This window comes from Comamonas sp. NyZ500, from assembly GCF_016772095.1.
Taxonomy (GTDB): Bacteria; Pseudomonadota; Gammaproteobacteria; order Burkholderiales; family Burkholderiaceae_C; genus Comamonas; species Comamonas thiooxydans.
This window is the reverse complement of sequence record NZ_JAEIJE010000006.1, coordinates 219,702-245,437: the sequence shown is the minus strand read 5'-3', so window position 1 is coordinate 245,437 and position 25,736 is coordinate 219,702. Positions and strand designations below refer to the sequence as shown.

The following is a 25,736-nucleotide window of genomic DNA, read 5'->3' as shown; positions in this document are numbered from 1 at the left end:
CCTCTTTTCCGCCATCCACCTTCTTGACCATGTTCTCCAGTCACTTCAACGATGTACTCGGTACCCTGGAAAAAACCGCCGTTGCACGCGACCGCCAGGGCGGCCATGCGGCAGCGGAAAAAGCCTTGCTGCGCGATGCCGGCCTGCTGCGCCTGGCGATTCCGCGCGAGCATGGCGGCGATGCGCTGAGCTGGCCCGACATCTACCGCCATGTGCGCGCCCTGGCCGCCGTCGACAGCGCCCTGGCCCATGTGCTGGCGTTTCACCAGCTCCAGGTCGCCACCGTGCTGATCTATGGCTCGCGCCAGCAGCAGCGCCTCTGGCTGCGCCGCACCATCGACGAGAACGGCTGGTGGGGCAATGCGCTGAACCCGCGCGACACGCGTCTGCAGGCCCTGCCCCGCAGCTCGGAGCTCGCCGGCGGCTATGTGCTCGACGGTCTGAAAGGCTTTTGCTCGGGCACGCGCGGCTCTCACTACCTGACGGTATCGGCCAGTGTGGCAGGCCATGCGCAGCCGGTTCTGGGCCTGCTTGAAACCGCCTCGCCCGGCATTGCCGTCAAGGATGACTGGAACCCCATGGGCCAGCGCCAGACCGACAGCGGCTCGGTTCAGTTCAATCGCGTGCAGCTTCCTGCCAGCGCCGTCATGCGCGACGAGAGCGCCGAGGTCACGGCCTTTCATACGCTGCGCAATTGCCTGGCGCAGCTGGTGCTGGTGAATCTGTTTGTCGGCGTGGCCCAGGGCGCGCGCCGGCAGGCACGCGACTATGCGCGCGAACATGGCCGGCCCTGGCTGGGCTCGGCGGCGGAGCGCGCCACTGACGATCCCTATCTGCTGCGCCGCATGGGCGAAATGCAGGCGCAGATTTCGGGAGCCGCCCTGATGGCCGATCACGGCGCAGAGCTGCTGCAAAAAGCCTGGCAGCGCGGCCCTGCGCTGAGCGCGGCGGAACGCGCCGAGGTCGCCATCGCCGTCTTCGAAGCCAAGGTCATGGCGCATCGCTGCACCTTGTTCGCCACCCAGGAGATGTTCGATGTGGTGGGCTCGCGCGGCACCCATGCCGATCTCGGCTTCGACCGTTTCTGGCGCAATGTGCGCACCCATACCCTGCACGATCCGCTGGACTACAAGCTCCAGGCCCTGGGCCGCTGGGCCGTGCATGGCGAGGAGCCCTCGGCCCAGCACTACAACTGAAGCCGCAGCCAAAAAATCCGGGACCCGCCCGGATTTTTCGTGTAGGCCGCGCCGCCTCAGAAGCGGTAGCCTATGCCCACGGAGAACACATCGGGATTGAGCCTGACGCTGATGCTCTGGCCCGAAGACAGGTGGATCTTGGTCTTCAGAAAGCTCTTGGAGTAGGAGGCATCCACAAACCAGCGCTCGTTGAAGTTGTAGACAAAGCCCAGCTGCGCCAGCGCACCGAACTTGTCGTCGAGCTCGGCGGTGGTCGGATTCGCCTGGGTGCCCCCTGTCAGGCCGTTGAGCGTAGCCGTGGTCTTTTCGCCATAGAAATGAGCATAGGTCACACCGACGCCCAGATAGGGGCGGAACGCGGCCTTGGCCTCGTTGAAGCGGTACTGCAGCATCAGCGTCGCCGGTATCGCCTTGGTGCTGCCCAGCTTGCCCACGCCGGCAATCGAGCCGGCTCCCGACAGATCATGCTTGAAGGGCGTGGCCAGAGGCACGTCCAGCGCCAGATTGTCGGTCACCATATAGGTGATGCCGCCGCCCAGCTGGGTATTGCTGCCGGCGTCGACCTTGGTGTTGGGAAAGGATGGTGCCGACAGATTGCCGCTGCTCACATCGGGCGACAGATGGGTCACGCCGACACGCGCCATCCAGCTTCCGGCCGATTGGGCGCTGGCCAGACCGCAGGCCGCCAGCGCAGCAGCGGCTGCAATGATCCGCACAGAAATTTTCATGGTTTTGTCTCCTTGTTATTGAGGTGCGGACGGATTTACAACCAGCCCTTCTGGGCCAGAGAGCGAGAAACCAGCTGGCTCATTTGCTGATGGCCGTAAGGCGTGGGGTGGAAACTGTCGGCAAAGACATGGTGCTGCCACCAGTCAGGGCTGGATTTGCCGGGTGTGGCACTCAAGGCCGCTGCCGTGCAGGTGGGGAAGGTGTAGCTGGGCAGGCCGCTTTCGTCCACGCCAGTGATCGGGCAGACCGGGTCCTTCACGTTGTCGAAGTCGTACTGTGCCGGGTTGCTGATCTGGCTCTTGAACTCGGTGTAGAAATCGACCAGGACCACCTGGGACTGGCCTGCCAGACTGGCAGCCAGCTGGTTGTTGAAGACCTGTACCAGGGCATCGAATGACGCTTCCTGCTTGGCGGCCGCAGCAGCCCCCTGATCCCCGCCGCCTGCGGCCTGGGCAATGCTGGCCAGGACCATCTGGAAGCGCGGTGTCTTGGTGATGGCGGGAACATTCAGCACGGCCACACGCGTGGCGCCCTTGGCGACCACATTCTGCGCAATGGAGCCGGCCAGAGTCTTGGCCAGGGTCTGCAGATAGGCACCCGCCGCCAGACCTGCGAACTTGGAGGCATCGCCTCCGGCCTGGGTCATCAGGGCCGTGGACGTTCCCGCAGCCTTGGAATCCAGCCAGGCCACCATGGCGTTCAGCGGCTGCGAATTGCCCTTGGCCGCGGCAATCAGCGCCCCGATCACATCGGCGGCATCGTTGGCACCGCCATCGATCACGACGAGATCATCGACGCTGAAGCCTGCCTTGGATGCGGCCTGGATCTGAACCAGTACCGACTTGGGCGATGTCGGCGCATCCAGCGGGTTCACGCGGCCACCACCCACGGCGTAGTTGGTGCAGGTGGCGACCTCCTGATAAGTCGTGAGATTCTCGTCACCGGCACGAAAGTGGGCGCACAAGCTCTGGCTGAACTGGTCGGCGATGCGCTCGGGCCAGATCATGGTCGAACCAGCACCAGTGGGCGCCGAGCCCTGTACCGTGAACTTGAAGCCGAAGGTACCGCTGTCCGCGAGGCTATCGCCCATGACCTTGACCGAGGTGACCTTGGCCTTGGGGGTGGTATCGGCCCCGCCTCCGCCGCCGCAGGCCGCCAACAGGCCCACCGTTGCCATTGCAGCCGCCAAGAGTTTGAGTTTGCTTGCCAAGATGATGTTCTCCTGAGGTGTTGTGAATCGCACGGTCGTGCTTTTTTCCTCAGCGTCATCCTAGCGACACTCATCCCCGCGTTGTTATCGGGCAATTACCGATGGTCGGACAAAAATCCAACGCCCAATAAGCGGGTCATCAAGCTGTCACCCAACAAAAAAACCGGACCAGGGTCCGGTTTTTCGAGGCGGGCAAAGGGCGGCGATGTAGCGGTGATGGAGCGCCGCCCCGGGCGGCTACTGGGCCGCCGTCCAGTCCACCAGTGCATCCCAGGCCGTGCGTGCCGCGGCCGCATTGGCATGGTTGGCCATGGCCACCAGCACATAGCGCTGGCCGCTGGCACCGTCGACATAGCCGGCCAACGCTGCCGAGTCGCGCAAACTACCGGTCTTGAGGTGGGCGGCGCCCGCAAACCGGCTCTTGCTGCGCCGCAGCGTGCCGTCCACGCCGACAATGGGCATGGAGGAGACGAACTCGGGCATCACGGGCGAGACCCAGGCGTTCTGCAGCATCTGCCCAAGGCCGCTGGCCGTGATGCTGGCATTGCGGCTCAGGCCTGCGCCGTTGTCCACCACGGGCTGCTCGGCATTGCCCCAGCGCGCGGCCCACCACTGTGCCAGCGACTGGCGCGCGGAGTCGAAGCTGGCCACGCCGGTGCGCTGCATGCCCAGCGTGAGCAGCACATGCTGGGCCATGATGTTGTTGCTGTATTTGTTGATGTCGCGCACCACTTCGGACAGCGCCGGAGACTCCAGCTGGAAGGCCGGCAGCAGGCCCTGTGGCACGCTGCCGTCGCGCACGGCGCCGGTGAGCTTGCCGCCCAGCTCGCGCCACATGCCTTCTATGGCCTTGGCCGCAAAGCGCTCGGGCTGCGCCGGTGCAATGGACCAGCTCTTGTCGCCGCAGCTTGCCGGATAGCTGCCGTTGAAGGCGATGCGCTGCGGATTGTTCATGTCCAGTTGCATCTTGCTGCGCCAGTCGCCGCAATCAGAAGTAGGAGCAGCTAGCGCAACTGTCTGCTGGTTTTCCATACCAAACATCGGTGGATCGTATTGAATACGAGCGACACCCGCTCCTGTATCAGGAGCAATATTCAGCGCCACGGCCTTGTAGTTGATCAGCAGCGCATCGGGCGAGGCGTTGTAGGGCCGCCAGGGCTCGTTGTCGAAGACCGCCGCATCATGCGCGGGCAGTTGAAAGGCGCTGCGGTCCAGCACGATATCGCCCACGATGACCTTGATGCCCATGCCTTGCAGGCGGCGCAGCATCAGCCACAGGCGCTCCAGCACCAGCTTGGGGTCGCCCTGACCCTGGATGTAGAGATTGCCGCGCAAGGCGCCATCGACCACCGGACCGCCCAGATAGACGGGTGTGCGCCAGACATAGGCCGGGCCCAGTTGGTCTAGCGCCGCATAGGTGGTGACCAGCTTCATGACCGAGGCCGGATTCATGGCCTGGTGCGTGCGCCAGGCCAGGCTCGGTGGCGATTTTCCATCCACATTCATCACCAGCAGCGATACGGCGTCGCGCGGAATCTTGGCGCGTTGCAGCGCCGCGTCCACGGCGGCGGGAATGCGGGTGTCGGCAGGCGGAGACTGCGCCAGCGTGGGCTGGGCCAGCAGCGCCAGCAGCGATGCGCCCAGCGCGCTCAGGGTCTTGCGAAGAAAGAAGGGGGTCTGCAGCATGGGGCCAGAGTCTACGCCGGGCTTCGCCCATGCCGGGCATTGGCAGCGCCCGCGGCAAGCTGGCAGCGGGCGTCCGATAATGCAGGGTTATGCTGCCGTCTGTTGCAGCCCAGTGCAGCCCGTATTGCGCTCCAGCCCGCCTGCGGCTGACGCCCCGCCGAACATGAATCTTCTCGCCATCGACACCAGTACCGATACCCTGTTTGTTGCCGTCCAGCGTGGCGATGCCATCTGGCAGCACAGCGGGCCTGGCGCGCAGCAGTCGTCGGCCCAGTTGCTGCCGGCGATACGCCAGCTCATGAAGGATGCGGGGCTGAGTTTCGCGCAGCTGGACGCCATTGCCTTCGGGCGCGGCCCCGGCTCCTTCACGGGCCTGCGCACGGCCTGCGCCATCACCCAGGGTCTGGCGTTTGCCGCCAAGGTTCCCGTGCTGCCCGTGGACTCGCTGCTCACCGTGGCCGAAGAGGCCCGTCATCTGCATGGCTGCACCGAGGTCGAGGCCGTGCTCGACGCGCGCATGCACGAGGTCTATCACGCAGCCTTTTGCTATGTGGACGGCCAGTGGATCGAGCCCGAGGACTTCGGCCTGTGCGCCCCCGAGGCTTTGCAGGCTGCAGCCGGCCATGCCGTGGCGGGCAATGCCCAGCCCGTCTACCCCGAGCTGCTGGCGCCAGCCGCCCGCCATGTGCACGCCATGCCCACGGCCACGGCCATGCTGCGCCTGGCACCGGCACTGTTGGCAAAAGGCTGCGCGGTACCGGCCGAAGAGGCGCTGCCGCGCTATATCCGCGATAAAGTGGCAAAAACCACGGCCGAGCGCGAAGCCGAAAAGGCCGCCGCAGCCCTCACACCCGATGCAACCGGCATCGCCTCCCGATAAGCGCCCAATGACCTTGCCCAGCAGCTCCACACTCGCCGCCGACGCCAGCACCCAGGACGCGGCATCCCTGGTGCATTTCGAGCCGCTGTCCGCGCTCTGGCTGGACACCCTGCTCCCGATCGAGGAGCAGGCCTATGTCCATCCCTGGACGCGCGGCAACTTCCAGGATGCCATGGTGGCCGGCTACCAGATACAGCTGCTGGTCGATGCCGATCATCAGTTGCTGGGCTACTTTGTCGCCATGCAGGCGCTGGACGAGGTGCATCTGCTCAATATCACCGTCAACCCGGCCTGCCAGCGCCAGGGCTGGGCGCGCGTGCTGCTCGATGCGCTGGCTCTATGGTCACGGCAGCAGAATGCCCAGTGGATCTGGCTGGAAGTGCGCGAAAGCAATGCCCGCGCCCGCGAGGTCTATCTCAGGCACGGCTTTGCCGAAGTCGGCCTGCGCAAGAACTATTATCCCAACCCCAACGGCCCGCGCGAACATGCGGTGCTCATGAGTCTGAAACTATGGCCCTGAACCTGGATGCCCGCCAGCGGGCCATGCTGGAAGCCATGGGCATCACCGTCTGGCTGCCCGAGCCCGTGGAACCAGCAGCAACTGCTGCTGTCGCTGCAATCGCCGCCGCACCATCACCGGTCGCGGAGTCCGTCGCGGCACCGGCGATGCGCACGGCGCCGCCCGCCCCCGTAAGCCCGCCCGTGGCTCAGGCCGCTGCACCTGCGGCCGAGGCAGCGCCGGCACCGGTTCAGCCGCCCGCCCAGACCGCCAGGCCAGCCAGCCCACCGCCCCAGAATCTGTCCGGTCACCGGGCGCACGAGCCTCGTCAGTTTGTGCAGCAACCCGCCGCAGGCCCGGCCGGCGAGCCAGGCCTCGGCTGGACCATCAGTCCCGCCCAGCTGGTCTACCCCCATGCGCCGCAGCATGTGCACAGCGCCGAGCAAGGCGGCTGGCTGATCCTGCTGGAGCCTGCCGCCAACCCGCCTCTGCTGAGCCCGGCGCAAAGGCCTGCGGCCGACAGCGCCCAGACGGCGCTGCAGGGTGATGCCGCCAAGCTGCTGGACAATATGCTGCGTGCCCTCGGACTGCAGGAAAAACCGCGTGTCTTCAGCGCCGCCCTGCACCGTGCGCCACCCGATGCCGATCTCAGCCATGCCCAGGCGCTGCAACCCGCCCTGGAGACTCTGCTGCGCGAGCTGCGCCCCGACTGCGTGCTGGTTCTGGGCCTGGCCAGTGCACGTGCCGTGCTGGGCCGCCATGACGCGCTGGGCCGGCTGCGGGCCGAGCCGCACCACATTGCGGGCGTGCCCACGGTGGTGACCTACGACCCCAACTATCTGCTGCGTGCGCCGCAGGCCAAGGCCGGTGCCTGGGCCGATCTGGTGCAGGCCGACGCGTTTACCAAGGGGCTGTGACAGGGGGGCGACAAGCCCCGCTTACCCACTTGCCCAACTATGCCGCACGCGACATGCTGCAGTGCAACGTAGCATAATCACTGGCTTCGAATTACTGAAAGACATCCGTGGAAACCTACCCTAGTTGGTAGCTTTCAGCTCCCGGTACAGACTGTGGGGGTTGAAAGCGCCCTGATCCCTGCAGAACCTCAAGAACAACCGGGAGTGAGCTGATGCTCAACATCTTTACGCTAGCCAATGGCCGACTCGTTCAGGAAGAAATCGAGTCCCTGGCAGACCTGGAACGCTTTCGCCCCGTCTGGGTCGATCTGGAATCGCCAACCCTCGAAGAAAAGCGCTGGATCAAGCAGCACTATGAACTGTCCATCCCTGAGGATGCGATGGACGACGACATCGAGGAATCGGCGCGTTTTTACGAAGAAGACAACGGCGAGCTGCATATCCGCAGCGACTTTCTGATCGACGACGACGAAGACCCCCGCTCGGTGCGCGTGGCCTTTATCGTCAACCAGCACAACGCAGCGCTGCGCAGCCATGGCGTGCTGTTCTCCATCCACGACGAGGATGTGCCTGTCTTTCGCCTGCTGCGCATGCGAGCGCGCCGTGCGCCCGGCTTGATCGACGATGCCAAGGACGTTCTGCTCAAGCTGTTTGACGCCGATGCCGAGTACTCTGCCGACACGCTGGAGCGCATTTACGACGACCTGGAAAAAGCCAGCAAGATGGTGCTGTCCGGCGATGTGACCGACGAGATGGCCAAGGAAGTGCTGGGTGCCATTGCCCGCCAGGAAGACTTGAACGGCCGCATCCGCCGCAACGTCATGGACACGCGCCGCGCCGTGAGCTTTCTGATGCGCTCCAAGATGCTCAACGCCGAGCAGTTCGAGGAAGCGCGCCAGATTCTGCGCGACATCGAGTCGCTGGACAGTCACACGGCCTTTCTGTTCGACAAGATCAACTTCCTGATGGACGCCACGGTCGGCTTCATCAACATCAATCAGAACAAGATCATCAAGATCTTCTCGGTGGCCAGCGTGGCTCTGCTGCCTCCCACGCTGATTGCCAGCGTCTACGGCATGAACTTCAGGTTCATGCCCGAGCTGGAGTGGGAATTCGGCTACGGCTACGTGGTCGCTCTGATGATTCTGAGCGCCGTCGGCCCCATGCTGTACTTCCGCAAACGCGGCTGGTTGAAATAACACATGCCCGGCACAGCTGGTCGCTCACACATCGACACAGGCAAGCGCCCTCTCCTTGGAACAGCAGAGCGCGCTTGCCACCAGTCAACGCGCCTCTAGAGAGCCATTGATCACTCGGACAAGTCCCTGTGGGTTCGCTTGCTGTACAGCCGCTGGGAGCAGCACATCCGGCAAATCCTGATAGCACACCGGACGTAGAAAGCGGTCAATGGCGCTGGCGCCCACAGAAGTGAACATAGCGTTGGACGTGGATGGGAAAGGACCTCCATGCACCATGGCGTGGCATACCTCGACTCCGGTCGGAAAACCATTGGCCAAGATGCGTCCCGCCTTGCGCTCCAGCACGGGGATGAGGCGCTGCGCGTCGGCATAGTCTGCGGGATCGATCTGCAGCGTCACTGTCAGTTGGCCCTCCAGTTGCTCAGCCAGTTGGAGAACCTCATCGAAGTTTTTGGCCCGAATGACAATAGAGGCCGGGCCAAACATCTCCTCCTGCAGCACAGGCGATGACAACAGGCGCTGCACATCCGTCACATACAGCGCGGCCTGCGCAGCATTGTGCAGTCCATCCGCAGGCTGCCCCTGTGCAACTTTCTCCACACCTTCCGCACCACCAACCTTGGCAACGCCGGCATCAAAGGCCTGGTGAATGCCCTGCGTCAGCATGGTCTGGGCCGGCTTGGTGGCAAGCGCCTGGCTTGCGGCATCGATGAAGCGCTGCACATTGCGGTCACCAATGACCACCACCATCCCAGGATTGGTGCAGAACTGCCCCGCCCCCATCGTCAGCGAATCGGCAAAACCGCGCCCTATCGACTCTGCACGCGCGGCCAGGGCGGCCGGCATCAGAAACACCGGGTTGATGCTGCTCATCTCCGCGTAGACGGGAATGGGTTCCGGGCGTGCGTTGGCGATGCGCATCAACGCAAGCCCTCCCTGGCGCGATCCGGTAAAGCCAACGGCCTTGATGGCAGGATGTGCTACCAATGCTTCACCCAGCTTGCGCCCGGCGCCCATCAGCAGGGAAAACACCCCTTCGGGCAACCCCAAATCTCTGACCGCTTTCTGAATCGCTCGACCCACCATTTCGGAAGTGCCTAGATGGGCGCTGTGGGCCTTGACGACCACAGGGGCACCGGCAGCCAAGGCCGACGCCGTATCGCCCCCTGCCACCGAGAACGCCAGCGGAAAATTGCTCGCACCGAACACAGCCACCGGGCCCAGTGCCATCTTGGCCAGGCGCAGGTCGGCACGTGGCAGCGGCGTGCGCTCGGGCTGTGCGTGGTCGATGGCGGGGCTCATAAAACGGCCATCGCGCACCACCTTGGCAAACAGCCGCAACTGTCCAACCGTGCGCCCACGCTCGCCTTGCAGGCGCACCATCGGCAGGCCGCTTTCGGCCATGGCGCGCTCGATCAGGGCATCGCCCAAAGCCATGATGTTGTCGGCAATCAGCTCCAGAAATTCTGCACGCTTGGCAAGCGACAGTTGACGGTAGGGATCAAATGCCTGCGCCGCCAACTGGGCAGCCCGGTCCACTTCGGCCTGCCCTCCCATACCGAACGTGGGCGTTGCGATGAATTGATCCATGCGGGGATCGAACGCTTGCTGCTGTCCTTCTGTACCGCGCACCGAACTCGCGCCGATAAGCATTTCGCCAGTAATTTGCATCTTTGTCTCCTAATGTGTTTATGGATCGGAATGGCAGAGCTCCAGCCGACCAGGAAGTGCAAGCAACGCCTGGATAACGCACGATCTCGTCAGGAATATGAGCGCCTTTGAAAATCATAAAGTATCTTGTTAATATATTTAAATTATCCTTATAAAATTTTCCATCAATCTTGACAGGCTTCTTTGCCATTCAGCGCAACCAGGGCACGTCAACAAGCAGTCCATAACCAAGCACAGGAGCACGCCATGGAACTCATGCCAAACATCGACCTGAACCACCCTGGCCAAAGTGCTCAAACAACCGCATCGAAACCAGGCCACACGGCACTGACGCTGGATGAGGTGCACAACCTGGCCTATCGCGTATTTACCCACCTCGGCCTGTCTGCCGAACATGCGCAAGCCATTGCGCGCGTGATCACAGCGGGAGAGCGCGACGAGTGCCATTCGCATGGCATGTACCGGGTTCTATCGTGCGCTCGCACGCTCCAGCATGGCGCTGTCGTGCGCGATGCCATACCCATCATCAGCGACCGCGGACCTGGCGTCGTCGCCGTCGATGCACAGCGCGGCTTCTCACAACTCGCTTTCGAGGTGGGCAGCAAAGTACTGCTCGAGAAGGTCCGGACAACCGGGATCGCAGCCTTGGCCATCAACAACTGCTATCACTTCTCAGCCCTGTGGCCCGAAATCGAAGCCTTGGTCGAGCATGGCGTTGCGGCCCTAGCCATGACTCCCAGCCATTCCTGGGTGGCCCCGGCGGGCGGAAGCCGACCTGTTTTCGGAACCAACCCGATCGCCTTTGGTTGGCCCAGGGTCGGTGCACACCCCTACATTTTTGACTTTGCGACCAGCGCAGTGGCCCGCGGTGAAATTGAGCTCTACCAAAGAAGCGGTCGCGCACTGCCCGAAGGCTGGGGGGTCGACGCCGAAGGCGCCCCAAGTACCGATGCCACAACCGTACTCCAACAAGGCGCCATGCTGACTTTTGGCGGCTACAAAGGTTCGGCCCTGTCGACCATGATCGAGCTGCTGGCCGGGCCATTGATTGGCGACATGACCAGTGCTGAGTCCCTGCGCATCGACGACGGTGCCGGTGCAACCCCTTGTCATGGCGAAATCGTTATCGCATTTGATCCCCAATTTTTCAGCCCGGGCAATTTCATCGAAGAGCGTCAACGTGCTGAAACGCTGTTCGAGAGTATTACCGGCCAAGGGGCGCGCCTGCCTTCCCAACGCCGCTTTACTGCAAGAGGCCGCAGTCTAGCCAATGGATATGTGCAGATCCCCGAGCCCTTGCTGCGTGACATCCAGCAGCTGTTGAACTAGGCTCATGAGAACATGCTCGCATGCCTCTGCTGAGGATGAAGGATCCAGATGAAGAGTTTTGTCACAGGCTGCACCAAGCGCCAAGCCCATGATGTATTCTAAATATCGGATCAATATAATCAAAACCCCGCCATCTCTGCTCTTGCGACACGATGGCGACAGCACGCTTTTTTGATGCCAACTTCCAAGAAATCTCCAGCTGCACGTGTAAAAGCCGCTGCAACAAAAACCAAGACTTTGCCTACGGTGAAGCGCCGTGCTGCAGACCTTGCCTACGACGCCATTGAAACCATGCTGTCGACCATGCAACTTGAGCCTGGAAGTCCCATCGTGGAGGCGGAGCTGGCAGAGCGCACTGGCATGGGCCGGACGCCTGTGCGCGAGGCATTGCTGCGCATGATCTCCATCGACTTGATCGTCCAGCAGCCGCGCCGCGGACTACTGGTTTCCAACATCGATCTGGCAGAGCACCTGGACGTCATCCAGACACGCAGGGTTCTGGAGAATCTGTTGGCGGCTTGCGCTGCCCGGCGAGCCTCGGTGCAGCAGCGCAAAGATATCCTCCAATGTGCCAAGCAGATGGTCGCTGCAGCCAAGCGCGGCAACCTGGAAGAGTACATGCATGAGGATCATGCGCTCGATGCCATCATCCATACTGCCAGCCGCAACCGTTCAGCAGTCAAAAGCGTCACGCCTCTGATCGTGCAGTGCAGACGTTTTTGGTATGCCTACCAGCATGAAGGCGATATCCTTGAAGGCGCACTTGCTCATCTGGAGCTGGCTCAGGGTATCTCTACCGGGGATGAAGCAGCCGCCATTACCGGCGCCAACCGCCTGATGGACTATCTGGAAGCTTTTGCCAGACGCATTATCGAAAGCTAAACAGCAGACCGCTCCCAGGGGGCGGCCTGCTGTGCATATTCATGGCGCCTCCCAATCGGCGCCCCCTGATCATCAATCAGAGCTTGGCTCCCACCGCGCGCAGTTCTGCAATCTGAGGCGCTTTGGGCAGCCAGATCTTGTCGAAGGCATCAATCGCAGGCTTATTGTCAAAGGCATTGATATCGCGAATGACAATCGACTCCTTCCTGAGTTTCTCCAGCAGGCCAACCTCTGTCGTCACGATATCGTTGATCTGGCCGTCCAAGGCCTGGCTGGTCAATTGGCGAATCAGGTCACGGTCCTTCCCATCCAGCGTAGCCCAGATACGACCCGAGAACAGTGGTGCCACAGGCATGAACAGCGCGTTCATGGGCATCATCAGTTTCGACACCTTGTCAAAGCGCTGGCTCCAAGAGAGCTCTATATCCGCCTCGAGCCCATCCACTTGTCCATTGGTCATGGCATCGAACACCGCAGGTGTGGGAATGGGCGTCGGCGCTGCCCCGAAATACTGGTAGAAGTCACGGTAAACCGGCGTCGGATTAATACGCAGCTTCATACCCTTGAGGTCATTGGGCGTCTTGATCTCCTTGTTCGAGAACACCACACGCATGCCGGTGATGCCCCAGCCCAAACCGATGCAGCCGGTTTCGCGCGGCAGCACATCCAGCAATTTCAAGGCTGCAGGCGTCTTGACCAGCTTCGCTACAGCAGCAGTGGATCGGACAAGATATGGCGCGTTGATCGAGGCTACGCTCGGAACACGCGTTCCCAGCTCTGCCGCCTGAATCCACCCCATGTCCAGCGCACCCGATTGCAGCTGCTGCATCATGGCCGACTCATTACCCAATTGACCCGAATGAAAGACGGTCACCTTGAGCCTGCCATTGGTTTCTTTCGCCAAAGCTTCTCCAAACTGCACCGCCGCGCGATTCCACGAATGCCCAGCAGGCGTGATGACGCCTAAGCGCAGTTCCTTGGCCGCAGCCGCACGCGAAGGCGTCACAAAGGCCAGTGGAGCAGCGGCAACAGCCGTGGTCTGAAGAAAGTGGCGTCGATTGAGTGTCATGAAAAACTCCGTAGAGGGAAAGGCGAAGCAGGGCGAAGAATCGGATCAGTTCAGCAGGCCCAACGACAAGCTGGGGAACAGCGAGAGCATGACAAGTGCCACGCAACTGATGATGAAGAATGGCAACGTGACGACGAACATGGGACCCGGCTTGGCACCAGTGACCGCTGCAGCCACGAAGAAGCTCAGCCCCACCGGCGGCGTCATCAATCCCAGCACCAGGTTGATGACGATCACCACTCCAAAGTGGCGGGGGTCGATGTGGTAGATCTCGGTGGCGATGGGCAGAAGAATCGGCGCGGTCATGATCAAGCCGGGAATGCCGTCGATCACCGTGCCAATGACCAGCAAAATCACATTGACCAACAGCAGGAAGGTAATCGGGTCATGCGCTACGGTCTGCACCCAGGCAGCGACCATCTGAGGCACCTTGCCGTATATCAACAACCACGAGAACACTGCCGCTGCTGCAACCAGAAACAGCACGATGGCCGAGTAGATGCCCGAACGCAGCATGATCGCGCCCAGGTCTGAGTATTTGAATTCACGGGTCACATAGCGACCGACCAACACTGCGCTGATCGCGCCCACAGCAGCAGCCTCCGTGGGGTTGGCGAAGCCAGTGAGGATGGAGCCCACGATGACCAGCGGAATCAACAATGTCGGACTGGAAACCAGCACGGTCTTGGCCCGTTCGAGCAAGGTTCGCTTGGGGCTTCGTGGATAGTTGTAGATCACGCCCATACAGGCAATGACTCCAAAGAACAGCACCGTCAACAGAACACCTGGCAATATGCCCGCGATCAGCATATCGCCCACCGCGACCTGGGCCAGCACGCTGTAGACCACAAACATCACCGACGGCGGAATGATCGGACCCAGCATGCCGCCATACACGGTCAGGCCTGCAGCAAAGGTCTTGTCATAGCCTTGCTTCTCCATCTCCGGCACCATCACCTGCGACATGATGGCCACCTGCGCCGTTGCGGAGCCAATGATGGATGACACCAGCATGTTGGCCAGGATATTCACATAGGCAAGCCCGCCCTTGATGGAGCCCACAAAAGCCATCGACAAGTCCACCAGTCGGCGTGTAATGCCGCCGCTGTTCATGACCTCACCGATCAAGATAAATAGCGGTATGGCAATCAGGCCATAGCTGTCTACCCCCCCGAACATCTGGGAAGGAAAGGACTGCAGCAACACCGTGTTCTCGGTGTTGTAGATATAAAAAATCCCCGAAAGGCAAAGACAGAGGCCGATGGGAACACCCACCATCATGATTGCGATGAAGAAAATGGAGGTCAGCATGTCAGTTCACCGCGTCCGGGTTGGTTGCCGCAAAGCCAGGGTGCTGGCGCTTGGGTGCGAGGCTCATGTCTTCCAACAGGTTGGCAAGCGCATGCAGGCTCATACAGACTGCGAAGATCGGCATGATCAGTTGCAGCACCCAGACCGGCCACTCCAGCGTCTGGGTGTGTTCGGTATAGAGAAAGTTAAACGACTCCGCCGCGTATTCCTTGGCATCAAACCCCTTGCTGGCAATACCAATGGGATCCATCCAACGCCAGCACATCGCAAAGAGCGCCAAAGAAAAAAACAGCACTCCGACCGTGGCAATCACCTTGGCACGCCGCGCGTTGCGAGGACTCAGCTTATCGGTGAGCATCGTCACTGCAAAATCCAGTCGCAGGCGCGTCATGACCGAAGCACCGATGAAGGTGAGCCAGACCACGGTGTACACCGCCGCTTCATCCACCCAGTACAGCGGCATGCCGCTGTAGCGTGTCACCACATTGAGCAAAATGAGTGCGGTCAGAAAACACATCGCGAAGGTGAGCAACCACCGTTCCATGCGCAGCAGCGCATCAGAGGCATCCAGCACCCAGCGCACAATCCATGGCGGCTGCTTGATGGCGGTAGCGGGTCGGGTTGTATCGTCCATATAGGTTCTTTAGATTTGACGAAATGAGGCGCAGAAGATTGAATACATCTTAAAAATATATTAAATATATTAGAAGTTTTTTCAATTGATCCAATAGGTGTTTGCCTGGAAACCCGGCGAAACTGCTAACCCTGGTTCCTGGAAGATGCAAGCTTCCGATCTGGATCGATGCCCCAAAAAAAGCTCCCCACGGGGAGCTGACTCACGCTGGATCAATGACTCAGGCCCTTGGACCAGGCGGCATACCAGTTGCGAAAGAGTTGATACTGGGATTCGGCATACCGGCGTTGTGAGTCGGTCAATACATCGCTTGCATTGAAGTGCAGCGTGTACTCCTTCTTGCCGTTGAGGACCAGCAGGTGCTTGTAGTACAGAACCAGATCCGTGCCTTCGTCAAAGGACGACAGCACGGCCAGTGCAGCATCCAACTCCTGAGCTTGACGCCGAGCAACGACATCCCCCTGGGCTGCTTTTTTGCTCAGCTCAACCAGGAGCAGAACTTCCTTGGGTAGTGCATTGCCAATGCCCGTAATGCAACCCGTCGCACCGCAATTCACAAAACCATAGAACACCTGGGTGTCGACACCCGCCATCAATGTGACGTCGTTGTCTTTCGAGGTGATGTGCTCTGCGGCATAACGCAGGCCTTCTGCACCACCGAACTCCTTGAAGCCGATCAGGTTGGAGTACTTGGCGCGCAGCTCAAAGAACATGTCGGCGCGAGTTGCAAAGCCGTAGTGTGGGCTGTTGTAGATCACGGCCGGCAGCTTCGGGGCGGCTTCCAAAATAGCAGTGAAGTGGGCTTTCTGCGCAGCCAGGGAAGTGCCGCGCGACAACACCCGAGGAATCACCATCAACCCCTGTGCTCCCACTTTCGCAGCGTGGGCGGCATGAGCCACGGCTTCTTTCGAGTTCACCGCGCCGGTCCCCACAATGGTCGGGATACCTGCGGCCACCAGCCTGGCCACGCCCTCTTGGCGTTGCTCTGCCGTGAGAAGAGGCCAATCCCCCATGGATCCGCAATACACAACAGCGCTCATGCCTGCGGCCATGAGCTCTTTGCCCATGGTGACCAGCGCGTCGTAATCTGGCGTGCCTTGTGCGGTGCATGGAGTCATGAGTGCAGGAATGGTGCCGGTAAAGATGTTCGTTTCCATAAAACTACCCTTGTAAAAAACCACCTAAGAACACCGCCTTCAGTTCCGCGCAAGTACGTTGCATGAAACCGTTTTTGGGATAACGCACGCTGCATCAGCGCACGGAATCCAGATGAGCGGTGAAATACTTCGCCTTTAAATAGACTGCAAATATATTTGAAATATTCAGAAACGAAGACTAAGTAGTTCTTAGGCGTTGTGCAATAGGGTTCTCCTGGATACCTCGCCGAGATCGCCACCGCCCTCCCGTTGCATCCAGGCAGCGGTCCGCTCACGACTATGGCCCCGCAGCGGCAGAAGCACCGCCCTCAGTTACTGCCCGGCGCCGGGCCACGCTGACGCTGCGCCAGGGTCAGGATGCACAGGTGATCGTTGTATGGCACACAAACCGCTCATGGAGGCAGCTTTGCGCTGGTCCCGGTCGCATGCCGACGGGACTGCCTCTTGCATCCCAGTTCGATGAGTTCGCGCGCTTGTTCCACATGGTCGCGGACGCGCTGAATGCGATGTTCGTCATCGCTCATTACCGCAGTTCCAGTCTGCCAGCGCCAAGGACCAAGTGCATTGACGCAGTCCACCTCAGCCCTGTCCCATGCACGCATGGGATGAAGTCAAGCGCAGGCCCAGGACTGAAAATCCACAGGTCGCAGAGACAAGGTCACTGCACTGCAGAAGCTATCGTCTGAGCAGCATCACAGATGCATAAGTCAGGATGATCTGAGACTGCTTCCACTGAATAGGTGAGGGTAGCTTACGCTGCACTACCCTCACCGCGCTCGCGCACCCAGAGCACGATGCCGCACAGCATCACGATCACCTGCGTGCCTATCAGCGCCGCGAAGCCCGCAAAGAATCCCGCCGCCACGCCGCCGCGGGCCGACAGCGCACCTATCACCGCACCCATGATGGCCGGCATGAAGCCCGCGACCAGACTGCCCGCACCATTGACCACGCCATAGGCGCTGGCCACATGCTCGGGCCGCGCGCAATGCTGCACGGTGCTCGGAATGGCCGGGCTCATCAGTCCCCAGCAGAAGTTGGCGGCAATCAGGCAATAGGCCGCTGCATAGCGGTCTTCCATATGGATGGCCAGCCACACTGCAATCGCCACGCCCAGGCTACCGAAAACAAAGATCAGCGGCACCTGGCGGCGCGCGATGCGATCGATGATCATGCCGCCGACGAAGACCGCCGCCACGCTCGCATATTGCGGCAGCGAAGCCAACCAGCCCATCTCGCGCATGGAAAAGCCGCGCGACTCCTTGAGATAGGCGGGCAGCCAATTGCTGCTGCCCCAGAGATAGGACAGAAAGGCCGCCGTGAGAATGGTGATCAGCCACAGATAGCGCGTGTGCATGGCACCGCGCACGATCTGGCCGACCTGGCCCACGGCCTCGCCCACCGACTGGGGCTTGGGCATGCCGGTCTCCACCTTGGGCATGCGCACAAAGGCCCAGACCAGCGGAACGCCCAGCAACACGTTGATCAGGCCCAGCACATGGAACGAGGTCTCCCAGTTGTGGCCCACGACCAGGTAGCCGACGAAGGGATAGCCCACCGCCAGGCCCAGTCCGGTGCCCATATTGACCAGGGAGTTGGGCTTGCCGTTCTCGCGGCTCTCGAAATGCGCCTTGATGTAGCTGCCTGCCAGCGAGAACAAAGGCCCCTCGGACACGCCCAGCAGAATGCGCGATGCCAGCAGCAAGCCGTAGCTGTTCATGGCCGGCGACAGAAAAGTCACCACACCCCATAGCAGCAAGCCGGCAAACAGGCTGCGGCGCACGCCGAACAGCGCCGCGCAGAACGGCGTGAGCACAAAGGACGAAACACCGTAGCCGACCATGAAGGCCGTGGCCAGCAGGCCCTGGCGCGTTCGGTCGTCAGGGGTGAGGCCGATGTGCGACAGAAAGTCGTGATCGGTGATGAGGACCGAGATATTGATCCGGTCCACGTAGGAAATGGCGACGATCACGAACAGCGTGACCACGCCCCACCAGCGCAACGAGCGTGAGTCTTTCATGATAGGAGTCCGGCTAGCGTTGAGAGAGAGAAAAGCCGGGACCGGCACCCGCCGGCCCCGCCAGGGCGCACGTCCTGGCGGGCGCGCGGTACGGCAGCCGTGCTGCCGCCGAAACCCCGGGGCCGGCCCATGCCGGCCCGACGGGGCAGGATCAGAAGAAGTGGCGGATGCCCAGTTCCAGGCCGTTGGAGTTGCCGCCCGGCGTGGTGCCGGGAGCGCTCAGCCCCTGCACGCCGATGGACTTCGCCGCCGAGCCCTTGTTCTTCAGGAAGGCATAAGTGCCGTAGACCTGGGTGCGCTTGGAGAGGTTGTAGCCATAGCCCACGCTGATCTTGTTCCAGTCCGCATTGCTGCCGGACAGGTTGTAGTGGCCGAAGGAGGCACGGGCCTCGCCATTGCCCACGGGAGCGGTCACGCCCAGCTGCACGGCCGTGATCTTGGTGCCGCCGCGCTTTTCCGAGGCCCACAGCAGCATGGGCTTGGCCACGCCGAAGTCGTAGGACAGGCCTACGTTGTTCGCCGTCAGATTGGTGTCGCTGGTGTTGCCGTAGAGCCGGCCCGTGGCCAGCGCGCCGTTGAACGCCCCCTGGCGGTAGCCCAGGCGCAGGCCGCGATAGTCACCCTCGCGCTTGTTGGGTGCGCCGCTGGGCTGCTCGCCGAATGCCAGTTGGGCCTGACCGTAGAAGCCGCCCAGGTTCTGGGGCAGGAAATAGCTCACGGCATTGCTGATCTGTATGGGTGCACCGCCGGTCGAGGGAACGCCCGGAATGCCCAGCATGGTGAAGGCACCCGTGCCGCCCACGCCGTTTGTCAGGAAGGGATCGAAGATCAGCGTGTTCAGAAAGGTCGCCGAATCGTCGCGCCCCAGGCGCACCTCGCCCCAGTTGCCCATCAGGCTGACGGTGGAGCGGCGGTTGAAGTTCAGGCCGCCGCCCGTGGCCTTGCCCGCGCCGCTGTCCACATCCAGGCCGGCCTCGAGCCAGAATCCCGCCTTCAGGCCGCCGCCCAGGTCCTCTGTGCCTCGAAAGCCCAGGCGGCTGATGTTGGCACCGCCTGTGGAAAGACCGGTCTTGGAGGCTCCCGAGCCGCCCAGATGGGCAACGCCGACGTCGACGACGCCGAAAAGCTCGACCTTGGACTGTGCCGAAGCGGCACCGGGCAAAGACGCCAGGCAGGCTAGCGCCACGCCGATGGCCGGCGTATGGATGGATTTCATGATTTGTCTCCTCTAGGGGTGGTGGTTTTTCGCAGGTCTGATGTAGCGGCTCAGATATCCAGGACCAGGCGCTCGCTCTTGCAGCCGGAGACGCAGACCATCATGACCTTGTTGCCGGCGCGCTCCTTGGGGCTGAGCACCGAGTCGCGGTGGTCGGGCACACCTTCCAGCACGCGGGTCTCGCAGGAGCCGCAGACCCCTTCGCAGCAGCTGTGGTCCACATCGACACCGGCGTCCAGCAGCGTGTCCAGCAGGGATTTCTCGGGCGTGATCTCGATGAAGCGGCCGCTGCGCTTGAGCTCCACCGTGTAGTTGCTGCGCGCATCGGACGATGCCTTGACTTCCACCGGCGTGAAGCGCTCGATGTGGGCGTTGGCATGGCCGAGCTCGGCGCAGAACTTCTCGAAAGCGTCGAGCATGGGCGTCGGGCCGCAGGAATAGTGGTGCAGGCCCGCATCGGGTGCGCGCTGCGCCAGCAATGCCTTCAGGTCGGGCGGTCCGCCCGCTTCCGCATCGAAGTGCAGATGCAGCGGCATGCCCAGGGCCTGCAGCTCGGCCAGAAAGGCCGCGCTCTTGCGCTCACGCGCAAAGTACAGCATCTCAAACGAATGCCCCAGGGCCTTGAGTCGGCGTGCCATGCACAGCATGGGCGTGATGCCTATACCGCCGGCCACCAGCACCGAATGCGTCGCTGCCTCGTCGAGCGCGAAGTGATTGCGCGGCTCGGAGATGGTGATGGGCATACCCACGCGCAGCGACTCGTGCACGCAGCGCGAGCCGCCGCGGCTGGCGCGGTCGCGCAGCACGCCGACCACGTAGCGGTGGCGCTCGCTGCTGTCGTTGGACAGGGAATAGCTGCGCACCAGCCCGTTGGGCAGGTGCAGGTCGATGTGCGAGCCGGCCGTGAAAGCCGGGAACTCGCCGCCATCGACCGGGCGCAGCTCCACGCTGATGGTGTCCTGGGCCTCGAAGCGCAGCGTGTGCACAAAGGCCTGCAAGCTGTTGCTCATGATGCGATGCCTTCGTCGATCTGTTCCTGGGCCTGGCGACGCAGGTGACGGCGCAGGCGTACCAGGCCGATGTCGTGCTGGTAGAGGTTCTCGCGCTCGTTGGCGTCGGCCTCCATCTGCTCCATCATGATGCGGTCCTGCTCGAGCACGGCCCAGTGGCGCGCCTCGAGGCGGTTGCGGTAGAGGAAACGCCAGGTGTCGCGCATCCAGCCCTGCACCTTGCGTGCACGCCAGAAGAACACGGAGCACAGGTCGGCGCTGATGGGCGTGACACAGGCCACGATGGCGAAGTTGCCGCCGGGACCGCCGGTCTTGGGATAGGGGATCTCCAGGCGCATCCACTGCGCGCCGGTTTCACCGTATTCGGTCCAGTCGAAGTTCACACCGCGCTGGCCGACCTTCTCGAACACAAAGCCGTGATCGGTATCACGCACCTGGAAGCTGGCCTTGCTGTCGCCCTCGGCCATGGAGTGCGACTGCTTGTGCAGGAAGGTGCCGTGCATGGGATCCATGACGTTGTCCAGCGCGTAGCGGTAGTCGCTGCGCCACTCGGCATAGCACAGGAAGTTCGAGTACTCGGGCGAGCTCAGTTCCTCGGGCAGGCTGAACTCGGGCGCCTCGTCCACATGCTTGTCGCTGTTGTAGAGAAAGATCGCGCCATGCATCTCGCGCACATGGAAGGCCAGCGCGGCGCGCGAGCCTTCGAGCTTGCAGCCGGGGCTGCCAGGCACCTTGGTCACGGTGCCGTCGCAGCGCACTTCCACGCCGTGGTAGGGGCAGGCCAGGCGGTCGCCCAGGATCACGCCCTGGGACAGCGGCGCGCCGCGGTGCGGGCAATGGTCTTCCAGCGCATGGACCTGGCCGGCAGCATCGCGCCACAGCGCGATCTTGCGGCCGAAGCGGCGCAGCGAGACGGGCTCGGTCTTGACGAAACCGGAAGGGCAGACCGCATACCAGAGGTTCTTCAGACCCGTGTTGAGCAGACGGTCCACCGGATCGATGGTGATGGTTTGTACGTTCATGGAGTACTCCTGTTCTGTCTCAGTAGCCCAGACGGGCCATCAGCGCCTGAAAGCTGTCTTCGGTCCAGGGCTCGCCGTTCGCGCCGGCGGGGCCGCTGCGGTTGATGTAGGCCACCAGCTCGGGCAGCGTCTGCACGCCTTCGCCAAAGGCACGCTCAATGGAGTCGCCCAGCAGGTCTTCAAACAGGGTGGAGGCGCGCTCGCGCGCCTGATGCGGCTCGAGATATCGATCAGCGGCCATGGTTCTCTCCTTCAAAAACTGTCTTGAATCGTGGTTCTGCTTCATTGCCCGGAGCGTCGCCCGCCACCCATATCGCGTGAAACTGGCGCGGCCCGACCTCAGGGACACCGAGGAAGGGCCTGGGCCGGCCGCGCCGCCCCGCACCGAGGGTGTCGGGCGCCGTGCAACGGAAAGGCGCGAAGCGACTCAGGGGGTAGGTCATTTAGTCAGCCCGGATATCCAGGTCCTTGATGAGCTTGCCGAAGCGGTTGTAGTCGGCAGCGCTGGTCTTTTCCAGACGTGCCGGCTCGCCGCCCGCAGGCAGGGCGCCGAAGGCAGCCATCTTGCTGACCACATCGGGCATCTTCAGAATTTCATTGAGGTGGGTGTTCAGCAGCTTGACGGTCTCGGGCTTCATGCCCTTGGGACCGAACAGGCCCTGCCATGCCGACACTTCCACGTCCTTGACGCCCTGCTCGGCCAGCGTGGGCACATTCGGTGCCAGCGGGCTGCGCTGGGCATCGGCCACGGCCAGCACGTTGACCTTGCCGCCCGCATAGGGCGCGATGGGGCCCCAGGTCATGAAGGTCGTGGGAACATGGCCGCCGATCAGGTCGTTGACTGCGGGGGCCACGCCCTTGTAGGGAATGTGGGACAGCTTGGTGCCAGCGGCCTTGTTGAACATCTCGCCCAGGATGTGCATGGGCGAGCCGCTGCCCGGGCTGGCATAGGTCAGACCGTCGCGCTTGCCCTGGCTCGCCAGGGTCTTGATGTCCTTGATGCCCGATCCCTGGCTGGCAGCCACGAACATGGGCTGCACGCTGGTCTGCACGATGGGCGTGAAGCCGCCGAGCACGTCGTAGCTCGAACCCGCGTTGGTCTTGAGCACGAACTGCGCGATGGCAAAGGTATTGGGCGCCAGCAGCAAGGTGTAGCCGTCGGGCGCGGCCTTGGCCACATGCACGGTGCCGATGGTGCCGCTGGCACCGGGCCGGTTGTCCACCACCACGGGCTGGCCCAGTCGCTGGCCCAGCTTCTCTGCATACAGGCGCGCCATGGCATCGGTATCGCCGCCGGCCGGATAGGCCACGACGATGGTGATGGGCTTGCTCGGATAAGCTTGCGCCAGCGCGGAACCGGACATCTGGGCTGCAGCCAGCAATGCAGCAGAGATAACTACCTGGCGACGAATGTTCTTCATGGAATAGCCCGTGGGGTTGTGGAATCGTGGTGGGAGGGATGCCGGCCAGCCGACGCTGCCAATGCCTCTTAATGCTTCTTGTCGGTCAGGAACTTGCCGTCGGCGGCGCCCGCGCCCTTCTGGCGTCGGGTGTTGCCGTCAATGCCGCCGTCGATGGCCCATTCGGCAAACACCGTCGGACCGGGCTCGAACTCGCGCGGCTGCCAGTCGGCAGTCAGCTGGTCCTCGTCGGCGTAGTACTCGACCAGGGCGCCGGCCGGATTCTTGAAGTACCAGAAATAGGCCGAGGACACGGGATGGCGACCCGGGCCGAGCTGGGTGTCCCAGCCGCAGCGCGAGATATGCATGCCGCCGCCGAAGACTTCGTGGATGTCGCGCACGGTGAAGGCCACATGGTTCAGGCCCGCATGCTTGTCGGGGCGCTGCAGCAAAAAGATGTCGTGGTGGCCGCCATCGGGCGCGGTGCGCAGAAAAGCGCCACGCTCGGGATAGCGGTCCGAGGCCGCAAAGCCGAAGTTCTCCACATAGAAGCGCTCGCAGGCCTGCACGTCCTTGACGAAGAACACCACATGGCCGACCTCGATGGGCTGGGCGCGCTCATAGGCCGGGCTGGCCTGGTTGATGCGGCCCTTGCGATCCCAGGTGTTGTACTCGGCGCTTTGCATCTGCACATCGCGCTTTTGCGTGAGCTGCAGGCGCACGGCCAGGCCGTTGGGGTCGGTGCAGCCGATGCGGCCATTGCCCTGGACGAAGCCTGGAAGCGCGCGGATGCGATCTGCATACAAAGCCAGGTCGGCTTCGCTTTCCACGCCCCAGACCACTTCGCGCAGCGTGGGGCCGGGCTCGATGGCGGGCGGCAGATCGGGGTGATTGGTGGCGGCCACGATCACGCGGCAGCCGTTGAGTGTCTCGAACACCAGCCGGTCGGCCTGCTCCTCGGCCAGGCTCAGGCCCCAGTCGAGGAAGAACTGGCGGCAGGCCGCCAGGTCGTCGGCGCCGTAGCTGATTTCGTCAATGCCCAGTACGCTCATAAAAAATCCTTTCTTTACCCGATCACGCGCCATGCGCTGCCCACATCGCCTGCAACCGGCGCGACCCATCGGCGGACGCCGAGCAAGGGCCGCCCCGCAGCGAAGGTGTCGTCCCCCTCCCGCGCAGCGAGAGAGGGGGAAGGCGCGAAGCGACTCAGGGGGTGTTGCATCTCAATTCGCCCAAGCAATGGGGCTCTCGTTCAAACCCCAGTACATGCTTTTCTGCTCCATGTACTGCTGTATGCCCAGACGGCCTTTTTCACGGCCCAGGCCGCTGTCGCGCCAGCCACCGAAGGGCGTGGAGATGGAGAACTGCTTGTAGGTGTTGATCCACACGGTGCCGGCCTGCACCGCGCGGCCTATGCGCCACGCGGCCTTGTAGTCGCGTGTCCAGATGCCGGCGGCCAGCGCGTAGACGCTGTCGTTGGCCTGCTCGAGCAAGGCCTCTTCGTCATCGAAGGGCATGGCCACGAGCACGGGGCCGAAGATCTCCTGCTGGCAGATCTGGTCGTTATTGCTCACGCCTTCGAGGATGGTCGGGCGGTAGTAGTAGCCGCGCTCGTACAGCGCTCCCTCCGGGCGATGGCCGCCGGTGCGCAGCCGGCCGCCTTCGGACAGGCCCAGCTGCACATAGCTCTCTATGGATTCGCGGTGCTTGGCGGTGATCAGCGGGCCCATCTGGGTGCGTTCGTCGGCCGGGTCGCCCACGCGAAGCGCGGCGGCCTTGGCAGTCAAGCGCTCCATGAAGTCGCCATAGAGCTTGCGCGCCACGAACAGGCGCGAGCCCGCTATGCAGGACTCGCCCGAGGAGCTGAAGATGCCGTAGAGCACGCCGTTGACGGCGTGGTCAAGGTCGGCGTCTTCCAGCACCATGGTGGCCGACTTTCCGCCCAGCTCCAGCGAGACAGGCATCATCTTGTCGGCCGCGATGCGGGCGATGTGCTTGCCGGTGGAGGTACCGCCCGTGAAGGACACGCGCTTGACCAGCGGGTGCTTGGTGATGGCGTCGCCGATCACCGAGCCTCGGCCGGGCAGCACGCTGACGATGCCCTTCGGAACACCCGCTTCCTCGCAGATCTTCGCCAGCTCCAGTGCCAGCAGCGGCGTGGCTTCGGCAGGCTTGACGACCACCGCGTTGCCGGCCGCCAGCGCGGGGGCAAGCTTCTGCGCCTCGCTGGCGATGGGCGAGTTCCACGGCGTGATGGCCGCGACCACGCCCATGGGCTCGTAGACGCTCATGGTCATGAAGTCGCCACGCGAGGGCGTGATGGTCTCTTCCATGGTCTCGCAGGCCGCCGCGAAGAACTGGAAGGTGCCGGCGGCGCTGGCCACCAGAGCGCGCGTCTCGCTGATGGGCTTGCCGTTATCGAGGCGCTGCAGCTGGGCCAGAGGCTCGGCGCGTTCGCGGATCAGCTGGGCCACGCGGTGCAACACAGCGGCGCGCTCATGGGGCTTCTTCTGGGCCCAGCCGCTGGTGCGGAAGGCGTGATCGGCCTTCTCTATGGCCTCTTGCACATCGGCCAGGCTGGGGGCGCGCAGACGGCCCACCACCTCGCCGGTCGCGGGGTACAGCGTGGCGGATTCGTCACCGCCGCCCAGGCGCCATTCGCCGGCGATATTGATGGGGAGCAGTTCTAGCTTGGACAT

At 62.7% G+C, this 25,736-nt stretch carries 23 protein-coding genes; 7 read left to right on the top strand and 16 right to left on the bottom strand.

Going from position 1 to position 25,736, the window contains the following annotated elements; all coding sequences use genetic code 11:
• Window positions 1–29: 29 nt before the first annotated feature.
• Complete coding sequence (locus JAO85_RS12210) at window positions 30–1,196, top strand: acyl-CoA dehydrogenase family protein (protein WP_202788153.1); 1,167 nt, start codon at window positions 30–32, stop codon at window positions 1,194–1,196.
• A gap of 56 nt (window positions 1,197–1,252) precedes the next feature.
• On the opposite strand, the gene JAO85_RS12205 is transcribed toward JAO85_RS12210, so the two are convergent.
• The 3 genes from JAO85_RS12205 to dacB all read right to left on the bottom strand — a co-directional run bounded on the left by JAO85_RS12205 (window position 1,253) and on the right by dacB (window position 4,821).
• Complete coding sequence (locus tag JAO85_RS12205; protein WP_004340371.1) at window positions 1,253–1,924, bottom strand: OmpW family protein; 672 nt, start codon at window positions 1,922–1,924, stop codon at window positions 1,253–1,255.
• Between the two features lie 35 nt (window positions 1,925–1,959).
• The gene (locus tag JAO85_RS12200) at window positions 1,960–3,135 is read right to left on the bottom strand and encodes an SGNH/GDSL hydrolase family protein (RefSeq protein ID WP_237734811.1); all 1,176 of its coding nucleotides are present in this window, start codon (window positions 3,133–3,135) and stop codon (window positions 1,960–1,962) included.
• A gap of 237 nt (window positions 3,136–3,372) precedes the next feature.
• Window positions 3,373–4,821, bottom strand: coding sequence for a D-alanyl-D-alanine carboxypeptidase/D-alanyl-D-alanine-endopeptidase (gene dacB, locus JAO85_RS12195; RefSeq protein ID WP_202788152.1), 1,449 nt, complete (start codon window positions 4,819–4,821; stop codon window positions 3,373–3,375).
• Between the two features lie 163 nt (window positions 4,822–4,984).
• Here dacB and tsaB point away from each other — a divergent pair, with 163 nt between their 5' ends.
• From tsaB to corA, 4 genes are all read left to right on the top strand, one after another.
• A complete protein-coding gene (tsaB, locus tag JAO85_RS12190) occupies window positions 4,985–5,701 on the top strand; it encodes a tRNA (adenosine(37)-N6)-threonylcarbamoyltransferase complex dimerization subunit type 1 TsaB (protein WP_034394625.1) in 717 nt (238 codons plus the stop codon).
• A 7-nt stretch (window positions 5,702–5,708) separates the two neighbouring features.
• Window positions 5,709–6,221, top strand: coding sequence for a ribosomal protein S18-alanine N-acetyltransferase (gene rimI / locus JAO85_RS12185; protein ID WP_034350786.1), 513 nt, complete (start codon window positions 5,709–5,711; stop codon window positions 6,219–6,221).
• Entirely contained in the window at window positions 6,212–7,117 is a 906-nt protein-coding gene (locus JAO85_RS12180; RefSeq protein ID WP_202788151.1) for a uracil-DNA glycosylase family protein, read from the top strand. Before rimI ends, JAO85_RS12180 begins: the two co-directional genes overlap by 10 nt.
• A 212-nt stretch (window positions 7,118–7,329) precedes the next feature.
• Entirely contained in the window at window positions 7,330–8,316 is a 987-nt protein-coding gene (gene corA / locus JAO85_RS12175) for a magnesium/cobalt transporter CorA (RefSeq protein WP_004340359.1), read from the top strand.
• A gap of 84 nt (window positions 8,317–8,400) precedes the next feature.
• Here corA and JAO85_RS12170 read toward each other — a convergent pair whose 3' ends face one another.
• Window positions 8,401–9,987, bottom strand: coding sequence for an aldehyde dehydrogenase (NADP(+)) (locus JAO85_RS12170; RefSeq protein ID WP_202788150.1), 1,587 nt, complete (start codon window positions 9,985–9,987; stop codon window positions 8,401–8,403).
• Window positions 9,988–10,233: 246 nt separating this feature from the next.
• Here JAO85_RS12170 and JAO85_RS12165 point away from each other — a divergent pair, with 246 nt between their 5' ends.
• Window positions 10,234–11,316, top strand: coding sequence for an Ldh family oxidoreductase (locus JAO85_RS12165; protein ID WP_237734810.1), 1,083 nt, complete (start codon window positions 10,234–10,236; stop codon window positions 11,314–11,316).
• A 171-nt stretch (window positions 11,317–11,487) separates the two neighbouring features.
• Window positions 11,488–12,198, top strand: a complete 711-nt coding sequence (locus JAO85_RS12160; protein ID WP_012840221.1) for a GntR family transcriptional regulator — start codon at window positions 11,488–11,490, stop codon at window positions 12,196–12,198.
• 76 nt (window positions 12,199–12,274) lie between these two features.
• On the opposite strand, the gene JAO85_RS12155 is transcribed toward JAO85_RS12160, so the two are convergent.
• The 12 genes from JAO85_RS12155 to JAO85_RS12100 all read right to left on the bottom strand — a co-directional run bounded on the left by JAO85_RS12155 (window position 12,275) and on the right by JAO85_RS12100 (window position 25,736).
• Complete coding sequence (locus JAO85_RS12155; protein ID WP_039050291.1) at window positions 12,275–13,267, bottom strand: TRAP transporter substrate-binding protein; 993 nt, start codon at window positions 13,265–13,267, stop codon at window positions 12,275–12,277.
• A 45-nt stretch (window positions 13,268–13,312) separates the two neighbouring features.
• Window positions 13,313–14,578 (bottom strand): TRAP transporter large permease, encoded by a 1,266-nt coding sequence (locus JAO85_RS12150; RefSeq protein ID WP_012840223.1) that lies wholly within the window; start codon window positions 14,576–14,578, stop codon window positions 13,313–13,315.
• A 1-nt stretch (window position 14,579) separates the two neighbouring features.
• Entirely contained in the window at window positions 14,580–15,212 is a 633-nt protein-coding gene (locus JAO85_RS12145) for a TRAP transporter small permease (protein WP_012840224.1), read from the bottom strand.
• 212 nt (window positions 15,213–15,424) lie between these two features.
• Complete coding sequence (locus JAO85_RS12140) at window positions 15,425–16,369, bottom strand: dihydrodipicolinate synthase family protein (RefSeq protein ID WP_202788149.1); 945 nt, start codon at window positions 16,367–16,369, stop codon at window positions 15,425–15,427.
• A 751-nt stretch (window positions 16,370–17,120) separates the two neighbouring features.
• Window positions 17,121–18,389, bottom strand: a complete 1,269-nt coding sequence (locus tag JAO85_RS12135) for an MFS transporter (protein ID WP_039050292.1) — start codon at window positions 18,387–18,389, stop codon at window positions 17,121–17,123.
• A 151-nt stretch (window positions 18,390–18,540) separates the two neighbouring features.
• Window positions 18,541–19,605, bottom strand: coding sequence for a porin (locus JAO85_RS12130; protein WP_039050293.1), 1,065 nt, complete (start codon window positions 19,603–19,605; stop codon window positions 18,541–18,543).
• 50 nt (window positions 19,606–19,655) lie between these two features.
• Entirely contained in the window at window positions 19,656–20,615 is a 960-nt protein-coding gene (locus tag JAO85_RS12125) for a PDR/VanB family oxidoreductase (protein WP_004340351.1), read from the bottom strand.
• Window positions 20,612–21,637 (bottom strand): aromatic ring-hydroxylating dioxygenase subunit alpha, encoded by a 1,026-nt coding sequence (locus JAO85_RS12120; protein WP_039050294.1) that lies wholly within the window; start codon window positions 21,635–21,637, stop codon window positions 20,612–20,614. The genes JAO85_RS12125 and JAO85_RS12120 overlap by 4 nt, the downstream gene beginning before the upstream one ends.
• Window positions 21,638–21,656: 19 nt before the next feature.
• The gene (locus JAO85_RS12115; RefSeq protein WP_039050295.1) at window positions 21,657–21,878 is read right to left on the bottom strand and encodes a recombinase-like helix-turn-helix domain-containing protein; all 222 of its coding nucleotides are present in this window, start codon (window positions 21,876–21,878) and stop codon (window positions 21,657–21,659) included.
• 202 nt (window positions 21,879–22,080) lie between these two features.
• Window positions 22,081–23,058, bottom strand: coding sequence for a tripartite tricarboxylate transporter substrate binding protein (locus JAO85_RS12110; RefSeq protein ID WP_046460459.1), 978 nt, complete (start codon window positions 23,056–23,058; stop codon window positions 22,081–22,083).
• Between the two features lie 68 nt (window positions 23,059–23,126).
• Window positions 23,127–24,089, bottom strand: a complete 963-nt coding sequence (locus JAO85_RS12105) for a VOC family protein (protein ID WP_087863889.1) — start codon at window positions 24,087–24,089, stop codon at window positions 23,127–23,129.
• 171 nt (window positions 24,090–24,260) lie between these two features.
• On the bottom strand, window positions 24,261–25,736 hold the full coding sequence (locus tag JAO85_RS12100; protein WP_039050298.1) for an aldehyde dehydrogenase: 1,476 nt from the start codon (window positions 25,734–25,736) through the stop codon (window positions 24,261–24,263).